This window comes from Brevundimonas sp. LM2 (assembly GCF_002002865.1).
Classification (GTDB): Bacteria; Pseudomonadota; Alphaproteobacteria; order Caulobacterales; family Caulobacteraceae; genus Brevundimonas.
In genome coordinates, this window is record NZ_CP019508.1 from 2,285,129 (window position 1) to 2,299,287 (window position 14,159).

General features: G+C 71.6%; 11 protein-coding genes. 5 read left to right on the forward strand and 6 right to left on the reverse strand.

The genetic code is table 11. From position 1 onward, the window contains the following. The first annotated feature begins 40 nt into the window (after nt 1–40). Nucleotides 41–2,083, forward strand: coding sequence for a lytic transglycosylase domain-containing protein (locus BZG35_RS11290; protein ID WP_216351847.1), 2,043 nt, complete (start codon nt 41–43; stop codon nt 2,081–2,083). Here BZG35_RS11290 and BZG35_RS11295 read toward each other — a convergent pair. The 4 genes from BZG35_RS11295 to BZG35_RS11310 are packed head-to-tail and all read right to left on the reverse strand — an operon-like array spanning nt 2,077 to nt 5,262. Further along, nucleotides 2,077–2,841 (reverse strand): ABC transporter ATP-binding protein, encoded by a 765-nt coding sequence (locus BZG35_RS11295; RefSeq protein WP_077355740.1) that lies wholly within the window; start codon nt 2,839–2,841, stop codon nt 2,077–2,079. The two genes, BZG35_RS11290 and BZG35_RS11295, sit on opposite strands and share 7 nt — an antisense overlap. Next, entirely contained in the window at nt 2,829–3,824 is a 996-nt protein-coding gene (locus BZG35_RS11300; protein WP_150126012.1) for an iron ABC transporter permease, read from the reverse strand. The genes BZG35_RS11295 and BZG35_RS11300 overlap by 13 nt, the downstream gene beginning before the upstream one ends. Next, the gene (locus BZG35_RS11305; protein WP_077355742.1) at nt 3,821–4,621 is read right to left on the reverse strand and encodes an ABC transporter substrate-binding protein; all 801 of its coding nucleotides are present in this window, start codon (nt 4,619–4,621) and stop codon (nt 3,821–3,823) included. The genes BZG35_RS11300 and BZG35_RS11305 overlap by 4 nt, the downstream gene beginning before the upstream one ends. Beyond that, entirely contained in the window at nt 4,618–5,262 is a 645-nt protein-coding gene (locus BZG35_RS11310) for a TetR/AcrR family transcriptional regulator (protein WP_077355743.1), read from the reverse strand. Before BZG35_RS11310 ends, BZG35_RS11305 begins: the two co-directional genes overlap by 4 nt. Before the next feature lie 131 nt (nt 5,263–5,393). Between BZG35_RS11310 and BZG35_RS11315 the strand changes: the two genes are divergently transcribed. Genes BZG35_RS11315 through BZG35_RS11325 form a run of 3 tightly spaced genes read left to right on the forward strand, consistent with a single transcriptional unit; the run spans nt 5,394 to nt 8,506 of the window. Continuing rightward, the gene (locus BZG35_RS11315) at nt 5,394–6,785 is read left to right on the forward strand and encodes a glycosyltransferase family 2 protein (protein ID WP_253189149.1); all 1,392 of its coding nucleotides are present in this window, start codon (nt 5,394–5,396) and stop codon (nt 6,783–6,785) included. A gap of 18 nt (nt 6,786–6,803) precedes the next feature. Next, entirely contained in the window at nt 6,804–7,709 is a 906-nt protein-coding gene (locus tag BZG35_RS11320; protein WP_077355745.1) for a class I SAM-dependent methyltransferase, read from the forward strand. Then, nucleotides 7,706–8,506, forward strand: coding sequence for an RNA methyltransferase (locus BZG35_RS11325; protein WP_077355746.1), 801 nt, complete (start codon nt 7,706–7,708; stop codon nt 8,504–8,506). The genes BZG35_RS11320 and BZG35_RS11325 overlap by 4 nt, the downstream gene beginning before the upstream one ends. A gap of 1 nt (nt 8,507) precedes the next feature. Here BZG35_RS11325 and BZG35_RS11330 read toward each other — a convergent pair whose 3' ends face one another. Both BZG35_RS11330 and hrpB read right to left on the reverse strand, forming a co-directional pair. Beyond that, nucleotides 8,508–9,797, reverse strand: coding sequence for an MFS transporter (locus BZG35_RS11330; protein ID WP_077355747.1), 1,290 nt, complete (start codon nt 9,795–9,797; stop codon nt 8,508–8,510). Between the two features lie 54 nt (nt 9,798–9,851). Further along, the gene (gene hrpB, locus BZG35_RS11335; RefSeq protein ID WP_253189150.1) at nt 9,852–12,305 is read right to left on the reverse strand and encodes an ATP-dependent helicase HrpB; all 2,454 of its coding nucleotides are present in this window, start codon (nt 12,303–12,305) and stop codon (nt 9,852–9,854) included. A gap of 192 nt (nt 12,306–12,497) precedes the next feature. On the opposite strand from hrpB, the gene BZG35_RS11340 reads away from it, so the two are divergent. Next, complete coding sequence (locus BZG35_RS11340; protein WP_077355748.1) at nt 12,498–14,156, forward strand: amino acid permease; 1,659 nt, start codon at nt 12,498–12,500, stop codon at nt 14,154–14,156. The last annotated feature ends 3 nt before the right edge of the window (nt 14,157–14,159 follow it).

A 14,159-nucleotide genomic window follows, 5' to 3' on the forward strand; every position in this document is an offset into this window, starting at 1 on the left:
GTCGAAGCCGCAACCAGGATGAATGGGGATCGGACAGATCATGATCGCGACCAGTCTGGCGGCCGTTCTGGCCGTGCTCGCCCCAATTCCGCAAACCGCCGACCTGAACCGGCAGTCGACCCCCTACGTCTCCGGCGGCACGTATCAGACGGGGACGCTCAGCGAGAACGACACCGCCCTGTTCCGTCAGGGATTGGCCGCCGCCCGCGCCCGCGATGTCATCGGGACCCGCAACGCCATCTCCGGCATCAGCGATCCGACCGCGCGCAAACTGGTCGAATGGGCCCTGGTCGATACCTCGGGCGACCAGCTGTCCTTCACCGAACTGGCGCAGGACAAGGCCGCCCTGACCGGCTGGCCCCGCGCCGACAGCCGCGTCGCGGCCGGCGAGAAGGCCCTGGACCGGGCCGGCATGGGGCCGGACGCCGCCCTGGCCTATTTCGGCGCCGACCGGCCGACCACGGTCGAGGGGGCCATCGCCCTGGCCGAGGCGCTGGACCAGCGCGGCCGGCGGGACGAGGCCCGGCTGCTGATCCAGGAGTGGTGGCAGACCCAGTCCTTCGACGAGACCAACCAGGCCCGCATCCTGGCCCGCTGGGGTTCGACCCTGACCCAGCGCGATCACGAGGCGCGGCTGAATATGCTGCTGATCGGACCGCACGGCCCGGCGACGCGGGCCATGGTGTCCCTGGTCTCGCCCGAGCGCCAGACCATCGCCAATGCGGTTCTGTCGCTGCGCAGCGCCTACGGCGGCGATTCGGTCGTGGCCGGCCTGTCGCCGAACCAGGCCATGGATCCGAACGTGGTGCTGGAGCGGGTGCGGATCCTGCGCGCGGCCGATCGCCAGACCGAGGGCTTCCCCCTGCTGGCCGCCCTGCCCCCCGCGCCCCTGAACGGCGAGGCCCAGAGCACGCTGTGGAGCGAGCGCCGCAACTATTTCCTCGACGCCCTGGAGCGCCGCGAATGGGCCGCCGCCTATGCGGCCATGGCCGGCCACGGTTTTCCAGCGGGCGAACGCAAGGTCGATGCCGAATTCTTCGCCGGCTGGGTCGCCCTGACCAAGCTCAACGATCCGACCAACGCCGCACGGCATTTCGAGGCCCTGCGCCAGTCGTCGCTGACCCCGATCACCCAGGGGCGCGCCCTGTACTGGCTGGGTCGCGCGGCCGAGGCGCGGGGCGACACGGCAGCGGCCCAGACCTGGTATCTGCAGGGCAGCCGCCACATCCAGACCTTCTATGGCCAGCTGTCGGCCGAAAAGGCCGGGATCACCACCCTGACCCTGCCCGCCGACCCGGTCATCACCCAGGCCGACGTCGCCAGTTTCGGGGCCAATGAACTGGTCCGCGCGACCCGGATCCTGGGCGAGACCGGCGAGATGAGCCTGTTTCGCGTCTTCGCCTATGCCCTGGACGACACCCTGCCCGGCCCCGCTGACCTGGCCCAGTTGATGGACATGGCGCGCGGCTATGGGGACGGGTTCGGGGCCATGATGGTCGGTCGAGCCGCCAGCCAGCGCGGCTTCCTGATGCCGGAACGGCAATACCCCATCCGCATCCCGCCGACCGTGGCCGGGGCCGCGCCCCTGGCCTTCACCCTGGCCATCACCCGCCAGGAATCCAGCTTCGATCCGCGCGCGCGATCGGCCGCCGACGCGCGCGGGATGATGCAGTTCCTCCCCGCGACGGCGTCTGGCGTCGCGCGCCGCCTGGGCATGGCCTATTCGCCCGACCGCCTGTGGGATCCCGACTACAACATGACGCTGGGCAGCTATCACCTGGGCGAGCTGACGAGCCAGTTCTCGGGCTCCATGCTGCTGACCACCGTCGGCTACAACGCCGGCCCCGGTCGCGTGCCCCAGTGGACCGCCCGCTGCGGCGATCCCCGCGGCGGCGCGGCGGGCGGCGGGATCGATCCGATCGATTTCATCGAATGCGCGCCCTTCACCGAGACCCGCAACTACATGATGCGGGTGATGGAGAACATGTCGGTCTATAAGGCCCGACTGAACGGAGGCTCGGCCCCCCTGACCCTGTCGCAGGACATCGCGGCCGGCGCCAACGGCCCGCGCCCCTATCAGTAGGGGGCGTTGCGGCGGGCCGAGAGCAGGGGGCCGTCCGGGGTCGACAGCCACTCGGCCTGAAGGCCGAAGACCTCGGCCAGTACAGGGGCCGACAGGGCTTCGACGGGCGGCGCATCGGCCACGACCCGCCCCCCGGCCATGACGACCACCCGATCCGCGTAGCGCGCCGCCATAGACAGGTCGTGCAGGCTGACGACCACCGCCTGCCCCGCCGTCGCGCGGGCGCGCAGCCGGTCCATCAGCAGGAACTGCGCATCCGGATCCAGCCCGGCCACCGGCTCGTCCAGCAGCAGGGCCTTCGCCCCGGTCGCCAGCACCCGCGCGATCAGCACCCGGGCCCGCTCGCCCCCCGACATCTCCGCCACGCCGCGCTCGGCCAGATCGCCCGCCTGGACCTCGACCAGGGCCTCACGCGCCCGGGTCCGGGCCTCTGCGCCGGACAGGAACGGCAGCCCCAGGGCCGTGATCTCGACCGCCGGCATGTTCCATGCGATGCGCCGGTCCTGCGGCAGATAGGCCATGGCCTCGGCCCGCGCGCGTGGGTCTAGCTCGGCCAGCGGACGTCCACCGATCGCCACGGTGCCCGCGCTCGGCGGCAACAGGCCGAGCATCGCCTTGAGCACGCTGGTCTTGCCCGCCCCGTTCGGGCCGACCAGGGCCACGAGTTCGCCCGGGGCCACCGACAGCGAAACGTCCTGCAACACCGGATGGCGGTCGAGGCGCGCGGAGACGTCCTTCAACCCGATCACGACCGCCACTCCCGCGCCGCGCGCCAGGCGATCAGGGCGAACAGGGGCGCGCCGACGAGGGCGGTGAAGACGCCCAGCTTCAGCTCCTGATCGGTCGGGATGATCCGCGCCAACAGGTCGGCCACCACCAACATCAGTCCACCGGCCAGGGCCGAGGGCAGCAGCAGTCGCGCCGGATCGCCCCGCACGGCTGCCCGGACCAGATGCGGCGCGGCCAGGCCGACGAAGCCGATGATCCCGGCCACGGCCACGGCGGCCCCGGCCGCCACGGCGGCGGCGATCAGGGCCAGGATCTTCATCCGCCCCATGGCCAGGCCCGAGGTCGCGGCGGCCTCCTCGCCCAGCGACAGCATGCGCAGGCCCCCCGAGGCCGCAAGGGCCAGCCCGCCCGCGACCAGCACCGGCGGCGCGACCCAGCCGACGTCGATCCAGCTGCGGTTCTGCACCGAGCCCAGCAGCCAGGCCATCACCTCGGCCTGGGCGATCGGCGAGGGCGACAGGTTGAAGATCAGGGCCGTCAGGGCCCCCGCCAGACTGGACAGGGCCACGCCGAACAGGATCAGACCCTCGGGCGAGGTCAGACGGCTGGCCACGACCAGCAGCAGCAGGGCCGCCAGCCCCGCCCCGGCCAGGGCCGCGACCTCGACCGCGCCGGGGACGGCCGCCAGGCCCAGGACGATCGCGGTCGCCGCCGCCAAGGCCGAAGTGGCCGACACGCCGAGCACGCCCGGGTCGGCCAGGGGATTGCGCAGCAGGCCCTGCAGCACGGCCCCGGCCAGTCCCAGCGCCGCCCCCACGATCACGGCGCAGACCGCGCGCGGGGCCCGAACCTGCCACAGCACCAGCGCCTCGTCGGAGGTCCAGCGCGTCAGACCGGCCACATACTGCCCGGCGCTGAATGCGGTCTCGCCGAAGGTCACCGCCAGCGCCAGCGCCAGCGCAATGCCGATCGCCAGCCCTGCGATCAGCCGCGTGTCGCGGGCACCGCTCACGACGCTCCCTGCCCCCGCGACAGCATCACCGCCGCATCCGCCGCGAACCAGGCCGGGCAGGTCAGGACCGAGGCCGGCAGGGCCGCCGCGACCCGCCCCCGGGTGGCGGTCTGGATCACCGGATGACGCCCGACTCCGCGCCAGTCGGCCCGCACCTGATCGAAGAAGCCGAGCAGGAAGCGTCGCGGCGGCTCCAACGCGATCCGCTCCACGCTGACCGCCCCGAACCCGGTCAGCCCGGCCAGATTGGCGAAGCCGGCCGCGCGCAGGATGGAGTCGATCAGCGTGCCCTGGCCTGCGGTGAAGCCGCCGGAGGTCAGATACAGCGCCGTCCGGCCAGGCGCGGGGGGATGGGCGGCCTGCGCCAGTCGCGCATCCATCCGCGCCACGATCCGCGCCCCGGCCGCATCCCGGTCCAGGGCCGCCGCCACCGAGCGGATATTGGTCCGAATCTCGGCCATCTCCGTCGCGTCCGGAACATCGACGATCCGCGCGCCGCGTCGCGCCAGCGCCGCCAGCAGGCGCGGCTCGCCGCCCCAGGTGCGGACCACCACGTCGGGGCGCACGCCGACGGCCGTCTCGAGCGTCGGGCGGACTTGCGGATAGGCGAGCGCCGCCCAGGCCAGGCGCGAGTCCGGATCGTCGGCGCGCGGCGACAGGAACAGGTCCGCATCCGGCGCGATCGCCAACACATACTGGTCAGCGCACTGATCCAGCGACAGGACCCGCAGGGGCCGGGCCTGGGCGGCCGTCGCGGCCAGCAGGCTCGCGGCCAGAACCAGCGCCCCGCCTCTCATGGTCGGAGCAGGCCGGCGATCAGGGTGTCGATCATCGACTTGGTCAGGGCCTCGCGGCCGACCCAGTCGAAATAGGGCTTGGTGATCATCAGCGAGACGACGCCGTGGATCCCGGCCCACAGGGTCTGGGCCGCCGTCTTCGCGTCGCCCCTGAGGTGGCCCTCGGCCGCGACGTCGGCCACCACCGATTCGAAGGCCCGGAACAGGTCGCCGCCCAGGCTCTGGGCCGCCGTCTGGGCCCCGTCCCGCGCCTCGATCGGGCGCGTCAGATACGTCAGTCGATAGGCGTTGGGGTTGTCGAAGCCGAAGGCGACATAGGCCTCCATCAGTCGGCGAAGCCGCTCCTGCGGACACCCCGGCTCCGCCATGACCGACTCGTTCAGCGCCTGCAGCCGGGCGAAGGTGCAGCGACAGATCTCGTGGAGGATCTCGGACTTCTCCGAAAAGTGCATGTAGAGCGCGGTCGAGGACAGGCCGACCTCGTCCGCGATCCGCCGGATCGTGGCCCCGTCGTAGCCGACCTCGACGAAGACTCGCTCGGCCGCCTCTAGGATCTCGGCGCGCCGGGCATGACCCTCGCCCTTGGGCTTGCGCCCGCCCCGGACCGGAGCGACGGCAGGGCTCGCTGGCTGTTCCGACACGCAGACGACTCCTTCGCGGCGCGGCGCCGCCGGTTTGCATAGCGCCATCTCCGGACCACGCCAACGTCTTGCCCGCAGGCCACCGGCCACCTACGAATGACGATGACGTGCGGTTGGGGGGCCGTGATCCGTTGATCCGACCATTCGACGAGTGGGCGAAGCGCCGCAGCCTGACCCGCGCGCAGGCCGCGGCGGCGATCGCCATGGTCGTCGCCGCGGCGGTAGGCCTCGGGTCTGCGCCGATCACGACCGGTGCGGTCCTGATCGGGACACTCCAATCGATCTTCGTCGCCGTCGCCACCTGGCGGATCGTGATGATGGTGGCGCTCCCGGTGGATGCTGGCCCCCTCGCCGACATCGCCGCCCTTCCGCGCTATACCATCCTAGTCGCCCTCCTCGACGAGGCGGCGATCGTCGACCAGATCGTCAGCCGCCTCGCCGCCATCGACTATCCGCCGGACCGGCTGGAGGCCTTTCTCCTGCTGGAGGCGCATGATCGCGAGACGATCGACGCGGCCTGGCACGCCGACCGCCCGGACTGGCTCTCGATCGTCCTGGTGCCGCCCGGCGAGCCCCGCACCAAGCCCCGAGCCCTGAACGTCGGCCTGGCCCGCGCGACGGGAGACCTGATCACCGTCTACGACGCCGAGGACGATCCGCATCCGCTGCAGCTTCGCGAAGCGGCCGCGCGCTTCGCCGCCGATCGCGCCTCGACCCTGGCGACCCTGCAGGCCCCGTTGCGCATCCGGCTTTCGGATCGGACGCGGACCCCCTTCCTGGACCGGCAGTTCGCGCTCGAATACGCCGGTCTGTTTGAAGTCACCCTGCCCGCCATGGCGCGGCTGGGGCTCCCCTTTCCGCTGGGCGGCACCAGCAACCACTTCCGGACCGAGCGCCTGCGGACCGTCGGCGGCTGGGACGCCCACAACGTCACCGAGGACGCCGATCTCGGCTTCCGCCTGTGGCGCGCCGGGGGGACCCTGGGGGTGCTGACCTGCCCGACGCACGAGCCGCCGCCGGGCGGTCTGGAGGCCTGGCTGCCGCAGCGGACGCGCTGGTTGAAGGGCTATATGCAGACCTGCGGCGTCCACACCCGCGCGCTCCGGTGCCTGGGATGGCGGGGTCTGATCGCCCTGATGATGACGGTCGCCGCCCCGGTCATCGCGGCCGCCCTTCATGCGGTGTCCCTGGCCTGGCTGGCCGCTTTGGTGCTGATCGCCGGGGCGGCCGGGCTGGCGCCCCGCGCGCCCGTGGCAGCCCTGGGCGTGCTCGGCCTCGGCATCGCGGCCGCATGGGTCAATGCCTGGGTCGGGGCCCGGCGGGCCGGCCTGGACTACCGGCTGACCGATGCGCTCCAGTCGCCCCTCTACTGGTCGATGCTGACCCTGGCCTTCGGCCACGCCCTGGTCCGCCTGATCCACGAACCCTTCACCTGGAACAAGACCCGCCACGCGCCGGACGCCGTCGATCTCGCGGCGCGCCCACGGCTTGTCGTCCCTATGGCTGGACGCCGAGCCGCCTGACGGCATAAGGCCTGTCGCATGCCCGCCGTCCTCGCTTCCGAACCCCAGACCCTGCTCACCCGCGGCTGGTCCGACTACGCTCTGCTGGACTCCGGCGCGGGCAAGAAGCTGGAACGGTACGGCCCTCACACCGTCGTCCGGCCGGAGCCCCAGTGCTTCTGGCAGCCGCGCGAGGCCGCGGCCTTCGACCGGCCCGACGCCGTCTTCGACCCGCAGGCGCAAGACGAGGACGACGACGGCCGCTGGCGGTTCGCGGGGCCGGCCATCGACACCTTTCCCCTGGCCTGGCGCGACGTTCGGTTCACGGGCCGGTTCACCCCCTTCCGCCACCTGGCCTTCTTCCCGGAGCAGGCCGCCAACTGGGAGTGGCTGGATGCCCGCGTGCGGGCCCGGGCCTCCAACCCGCCCAAGATCCTGAACCTGTTCGGCTATACCGGCGTGGCCAGCCTGGCCTGCGCGGCGGCGGGGGCCGAGGTCACCCATGTCGACGCCTCCAAGAAGTCCGTCGCCTGGGCCCGCGAGAACGCCGAGCTCTCCGGCCTGTCCGACCACCCGATCCGCTGGATCGTCGAGGACGCCCGCAAATGGGTGGCGCGCGAGGTCCGACGCGGCTCGCGCTACGACGGCATCATCCTGGACCCGCCCAAATACGGTCGCGGCCCGACGGGCGAGGTCTGGCGGCTGTTCGAGGACATGCCCGCCTTGCTGAAAGACTGCGCCAGCCTGTTGTCCGACGACGCGGACTTCCTGCTGCTCAACGCCTATGCCGCCCGGGTGTCGGGCCTGTCCCTGGCCCATCTGATGCTCGAGGCGACGGCGAACCGGTCCGGTCGGGTCGACTGGGGCGAACTGGCTCTGTCGGAGGACGGCCCGGACGCGCGCGCCATCGGCCTGTCCTTCTTTGCCCGGTGGAGCGCGTCATGAGCGACGAGCGCCTCGTCACCTCCCTGACCAACGACACGGTCAAGGCCGTCCGCGCCCTGCACATGCGCAAGGAACGCGAGGCCACGGGTCAGTTCCTGGCCGAGGGGCTGAAATTCATCGGCGAGGCCCTGGACCAGGGCCGGGCCCCGCGCCTGCTGATGGTCGGGATCGAGGCGCGGCCTCATCCGCTGCTGGACCGCGCCCGCGCGGCGACGCTGGAGGCCGGCGGCGAGATCGTCACCGTCACCCATCCCATTCTTGAGAAGATCAGCCGCCGCGAGAATCCGCAGACGGTGCTGGGCGTGTTCGATCAGGCCTATTCACGCCTGGACCAGATCGACCCGGCCTCGGCCCCCTGCTGGATCGCCCTGGAACAGGTGCGCGATCCCGGCAACCTCGGCACCATCATCCGCACCGCCGATGCGGCCGGCTGCGGGGGGGTCATCCTGATCGGCGACTGCGTCGATCCCTTCTCGGTCGAGGCCGTCCGCGCGACCATGGGCAGTGTCTTCGCCGTCGCCCTGGTCCGCTGCACGGCCGAGGCCTTCCTGGCCTGGCGCGCGACCTGGCCCGGCCGCGTCGTCGGCACCCGGCTGGACGCCACCGCCGGCTATCGCGACGCCCCCTACACCGCTCCGACCCTGATCCTGATGGGCAATGAACAGGCCGGCCTCACCGACGCCCTGGCCGCCGCCTGCGACGTCACTGTGAAGATCCCGATGCGCGGCCGGGCCGACAGCCTGAACCTGGCCATCGCCACCGGGATCATGGCCTATGCCGTGACCGACGGGCTGTAGCTCAGGCGGACTCTTCCTCGTTCCTCAGCCGGGTCATGGCCCACAGGGCGAGCGTGGTCAGCACGGCCGCCCCCGTCAGATACAGGCCCACGGCGCCCAGGCCGTGGGTCCGCGCCAGGGTCGTGGCGATATAGGGGGCCAGGGAGGCGCCCAGGATGCCGGACAGGTTGAAGGCCATCGACGCCCCCGTATAGCGCACCGCCGTCGGAAAGGGCCGCGCCATGGCGGCGCTGAGCGGGCCGTAGGTGCAGCCCATCAGGGCGAAACCGATGGCGAAGAAGAACAGCAGCCCGTTCAGGCCCAGACCGAACAGTGGCCCGATGGCGAAGCCGAACAGGCCGATGCCGATCGAGGCCAGCATCAGCACCTTCAGCTGCCCGAACTGGTCGGCGGCCAGGGCCGCGATCGGGATGAAGGCCCCGAAGAACAGCACCCCGATCAGCTGGATCGGCAGGATGTCGGCCCGCGACAGCCCCATCTCGCTGGTCGCCCAGGCCAGGGCCCAGACCGTCAGCAGGTAGAAGATCACGAAGGTCGTCGTCCCGCCCAGGGCCCCCAGGGCCAGGGCGCCCTTGTAGCGGGCGAACAGGGTCAGGATCGGGGCCCGCACGCGCTCGGCCCGGGCGATGACCCTGGCGAACTCTGGCGTCTCGTGGATCTTCAGCCGCACCCACAGGCCGACGAACACCAGCACCGCGCTGGCCACGAACGGGATCCGCCAGCCCCAGGCCAGGAAGTCAGCCTCCGCCATCAGGGCGGTCAGCAGGATGAAGGAGCCGGTCGACAGCAGGAAGCCGATCGGGGCCCCCAGCTGCGGGAACATGCCGAACCAGGCCTTGCGGCCCTGGGGCGCGTTCTCGGTGGCCAGCAGCACGGCCCCGCCCCACTCGCCGCCCAGCCCCAGACCCTGGCCGAATCGGCACAGGGCCAGCAGCAGGGGGGCCAGGACCCCGACCTGGGCATAGGTCGGCAACAGGCCGATGGCGACCGTCGAGACGCCCATGGTCATCAGGGCCACGACCAGGGTCGCTTTGCGCCCGACCCGGTCCCCGAAATGGCCGAAGACCACGGCCCCGACCGGCCGGGCGAAGAAGGCGATGGCGAAGGTGGCGAACGAGCTCAGCATCGCCGTGGTCGCGTCGCCGCCCGGGAAGAACAGCGTCGGGAACACCAGCACCGCCGCCGTCGCATAGATGTAGAAGTCGAAGAACTCGATCGTCGTGCCGATCAGACTGGCGAACAGCACCCGGCTGTGGGACGTCCTGGACGGTTCGATCGCGCTGTCGGTCATGGGGCCAAGGGATGCGGGGCCGGGACGGTGCCGTCAAGCCGCCAACGGTGACGCTCAGGTTCCGCGTGGCTTGACCCGGTTGGTCGGCGGGGCCTCGGCCGGGTTCTCGGGCCAGGGGTGGCGCGGATAGCGCCCGCGCATATCGGCCCGCACCGCCTTCCACGACCCGGCCCAGAAGCCAGGCAGGTCCTTGGTCACCTGCACCGGCCGCCGCGCGGGGGACAGCAAAGCCAGGGTCAGGGGCACGCGGCCGCCACCTACCGTGGGATGCGCGCGCAGGCCGAACAGTTCCTGCACCCGGATATCGACCCTCGGACCGCCGTGCGCCGCATAGTCGATCGCGGCCGAACCCAGGGGGGTGACCAGTCTCGGCGGGGCCAGGGCGTCGAGGTCGCGATGCCGGTCCCAGGCCACCAGCGTCAGCAGGGCCGCCTCCAGCGGACCGTCTGCGATGCTTTCCAGCGACTGCACGTGGGCCAGCAGCGGCCACAGCCACGTCTCCCGCGCGGCCAACAGCCCGGCGTCCGAGACATCCGGCCAGCCCTCTTCCAGACCGTGCAGGAAGGCCAGTCGGGCACGCAGACCGGTCGCCCGCTCGCCCCAGCGTAGGGCCGAAAGCCCGTCCCGCTCGATGTCAGCCTTCAGGGCGGCGGTGACCATGGCCCGATCCGGGGCCCCGACCACCCGCTCGTCCACCACGATCGCGCCCAGACGACGAACCCGGCGCACTACCCGCCGACCCGAGGGCTCCTGCGCCAGCCGGTCCTCGGTCGTCATCCGCCCTTCCAGCGTCGCGGGGTCCAGCGGGGCCGCCAATCTGATGCGATCGCGGGTCTCGCCGCCACCCAGATCGCCGACCGCCAGCCACGGCTCGGCCGCCAGCGGATCGGTCGGGTCTACAAAGGCGCCGCGCCCGGACGCCAGCAGCACCTCCCCCGCCTTGCCCCGCGCCCGCGCCACCCGCTCCGGAAAGGCCTCGGCCAGCAGGGTGCCGACGTCGACCCCGCCGTCACGGTTCGGCCCTGCCCCGCTCACGGCCGCCTTGGCCCACCGGTCAACCAGCTTGCGCGCGTCGCTGGCGCGGGGGCTGCGGTCCTGATCCAGGCCCCGCAGCCGGTCGCGCAGGTCGACCGCGTTTCCACCCAGGCCGGGCTCGCTCAGCACCGCCGCGATCCGCGCGCCCAGTTTCGCCTCGCCCCCATCCGCCGCCACCGTCACCAGATGCGCCAGGCGCGGCGTCAGCGGCATCCGCGTCAGCCGCTGTCCATGCGGCGTCAGCGCCCCGGCCGCGTCCAGCGCCCCCAGCCGCGTCAGCACCGCCCTGGCCTCGGCCATGGCCCCCTTCGGCGGCGCGTCCAGCAGGGCCAGACCTTCGGTCGTGCGTGCCCCCCACCGCGCCAGATCCAGCGCCAGCCCCGTCAGATCGGCCTCCAGCATCTCCGGCCGCTGATGCGGGACCAGGCCCCGCGTGGCCTCCTCGTCCCACAGCCGGTAGCAGACCCCGGGCTGGGTCCGCCCGGCCCGGCCGCGCCGCTGCTCGGCCGAGGAGCGGCTGACCCGCACCGTCGCCAGCCGCGTCAGGCCGCTGGACGGTTCGAACCGGGGCACGCGCGACAGGCCGCTGTCGATCACCACCCGCACCCCCTCGATGGTCAGGCTAGTCTCGGCCACCGAGGTCGCCAGCACCACCTTGCGACGCCCGGGCGGCGACGGCTCGATGGCCCGGTCCTGCGCCCCCTTCTCCATCGCCCCGAACAGCGGCACGACATCGACGGCGGGGTCGCGCAAACGCTCGTTCAGCCGCTGAGCCGTGCGGTGGATCTCGCCCTGCCCCGGCAGAAAGGCGAGGACCGAGCCCGACTGCTCGCCCAACGCCGTCAGACAGGCCCGGGCCATGGCGTCCTCGATCCGCTCGACCGGGTTGCGGCCCAGATAAAGGGTCTCGACCGGGAAGGCCCGGCCCTGGGCCTCGATCACCGGCGCGCCGACGCCGTCGGGCCCCGCCAGCAGGCGGGAGATGCCGGCGATGTCCAGCGTCGCCGACATGACCAGCAGCTTCAGGTCCTCGCGCAGCACGCCCTGGCTGTCCCGCGCCAGGGCCAGGCCCAGATCGGCGTCCAGACTGCGCTCGTGGAACTCGTCGAACAGCACCGCCGCCACGCCGTCCAGCCCCGGATCGTCCAGGATCATGCGGGTGAAGACGCCCTCGGTGATGACCTCGATCCGCGTCCCCGGCCCGATCCGGCTCTGCAGCCGGGTGCGATAGCCCACGACGTCGCCGGTCGCCTGGCCCAGCGTCTCCGCCATCCGCTCCGCCGCCGCCCGGGCCGCCAGCCGCCGCGGTTCCAGCACCAGGATCCGCCCGTCCCCGCGCCACGGGGCGTCCAGCAGGACCAGGGGCACGACCGTCGTCTTGCCCGCGCCCGGCGGGGCCGCCAGGACCACGGCGGGGCTGGACGCCATCGCGGCCTTCAGGTCGTCCAGAACGGCGTGGATCGGCAGGATCATGGCCGCTGCCTAACCCGATCCGTCCGATGTCGCCACGAAACCGCGTCCACCACGCCACTTTGGCGGTCACGAAAGCGTCGTGCCGCCTTCATCGTTCGGAAACCGCGTTGCACCTGCGAGCTTCCCTCGCTAGCGTCCGCCGCTGGAAGGCGGCCCGGGGAGGGTCGTCGCGTATTCAGGGGGCGAGACTTCATGTCCGCAACTGGCCTCAGGCCCAAGGGGAACCGTCTGTTCCTCAAGAAATCCGTCGCACAAATTCAGAAGGAGGCCGCGAAGAGCGAGTTGAAGCGCACGCTCGGCAAATGGAACCTGATGAGTCTGGGGATCGGCGCCATCATCGGGGCCGGCATCTTCGTTTTGACCGGGCAGGTCGCCGCCGCCAACGCCGGCCCGGCCATCATGCTGTCCTTCATCGTCGCGGGCGTCGCCTGCGGCCTGGCGGGCCTGTGCTACGCCGAGCTGGCCTCGACCATGCCGGTGTCCGGCTCGGCCTATACCTATGCCTACGGCACCCTGGGCGAGGTCTTCGCCTGGATCATGGGCTGGCTGCTGGTGCTGGAATACGGCGTCGCGGCCTCGACCGTGGCGGTCGGCTGGTCCGGCTATGTGGTTTCGATCCTCAGCGATTTCGGCATCAGCCAGCAGATCTTCCCGGTCATCCAGTACGCCGGCGGCGAAGGTCCCCAGTGGGCCACCCCCCTGGTCCAGCTGGTCCAGAGCGCCGGCGCCACCTCCTTCCCCCTGACCGGCACCTTCAACCTGGTCGCGGCCATCGGCATCGCCTCGGTCTGCGGCCTGCTGGTGCTCGGCGTGTCCGAGTCGGCCAACATCAACAACGCCATCGTGATCATCAAGATCATCGTCCTGCTGACCTTCATCGCGGTCGGCATCGGCTATGTGAACCCGGACAACTGGGTGCCCTTCATCCCTGAACCGACCGGCGTCGCCGGCCAGTTCGGCATCGGCGGCATCTTCCGGGGCGCGGCCATCATCTTCTTCGCCTACGTCGGCTTCGAGGCCGTCTCGACCGCCGCGGCCGAGGCCAAGAACCCCTCCAAGGACGTGCCCTTCGGCATCCTGGGCGCCCTGTTCGTCTGCACCCTGATCTACATGGCCGTGGCCGCCGTCATGACCGGCGTGGTGCCCTATCTGGAGCTGGCCAGCCCGGCCCCCGTCGCCGTCGCCATCGACCGGATGAGCCTGGGATGGGCCGATACGCCGATCATCCTGGCCAGCGGCGAGCCGCTGAACCTGATCAGCTTCATGATCAAGATCGGGGCCATCACCGGCCTCAGCTCGGTCATGCTGGTGCTCTGCTACGGCCAGACGCGGATCTTCTACACCATGGCGCGCGACGGCCTGCTGCCGCGCGCCTTCGCCGTCATCCATCCCAAGTTCCGCACGCCCTGGATCGGCACCATCCTGCTGGGTCTGCTGATCGCCATCGCGGCGGCCTTCCTGCCGATTTCGATCCTGGGCGACCTGGTGTCCCTGGGCACGGCCACGGCCTTCTCGATCGTCTGCCTGAGCGTGATCTTCCTGCGCATCAAGCACCCGGAAATGCCCCGGCCCTTCAAGGTCCCCGGCGGCATCTTCACGGCGGTCCTAGGCATCCTGGCCTGCCTGTTCCTGGCCAGCCAGAACCTGATCCCGATGTTCCAGCACGCGGCCGAGGACAACCCCCTGCCCCTGATGCTGCTGGGTGGCTACGCCGTCGTCGGCGCGATCATCTATGCCGCCTACGGCTTCTGGAACTCCAAGCTCGCCAAGGGCATCGACATCACCGAGGAAACCACGATGTCGTCCCCCGCCGAGGCCATGGGCACCGGCGTCGACAACCAGAAGGACTAGGTC

Coding starts and splice junctions, on each gene's coding strand:
- BZG35_RS11330 (WP_077355747.1), bottom strand. CDS start 9,797: ATGACCGACAGCGCGATCGAACCGTCCAGGACGTCCCACAGCCGGGTG.
- BZG35_RS11325 (WP_077355746.1), top strand. CDS start 7,706: ATGAGCGACGAGCGCCTCGTCACCTCCCTGACCAACGACACGGTCAAG.
- BZG35_RS11305 (WP_077355742.1), bottom strand. CDS start 4,621: ATGAGAGGCGGGGCGCTGGTTCTGGCCGCGAGCCTGCTGGCCGCGACG.
- BZG35_RS11320 (WP_077355745.1), top strand. CDS start 6,804: ATGCCCGCCGTCCTCGCTTCCGAACCCCAGACCCTGCTCACCCGCGGC.
- BZG35_RS11290 (WP_216351847.1), top strand. CDS start 41: ATGATCGCGACCAGTCTGGCGGCCGTTCTGGCCGTGCTCGCCCCAATT.
- BZG35_RS11340 (WP_077355748.1), top strand. CDS start 12,498: ATGTCCGCAACTGGCCTCAGGCCCAAGGGGAACCGTCTGTTCCTCAAG.
- hrpB (WP_253189150.1), bottom strand. CDS start 12,305: ATGATCCTGCCGATCCACGCCGTTCTGGACGACCTGAAGGCCGCGATG.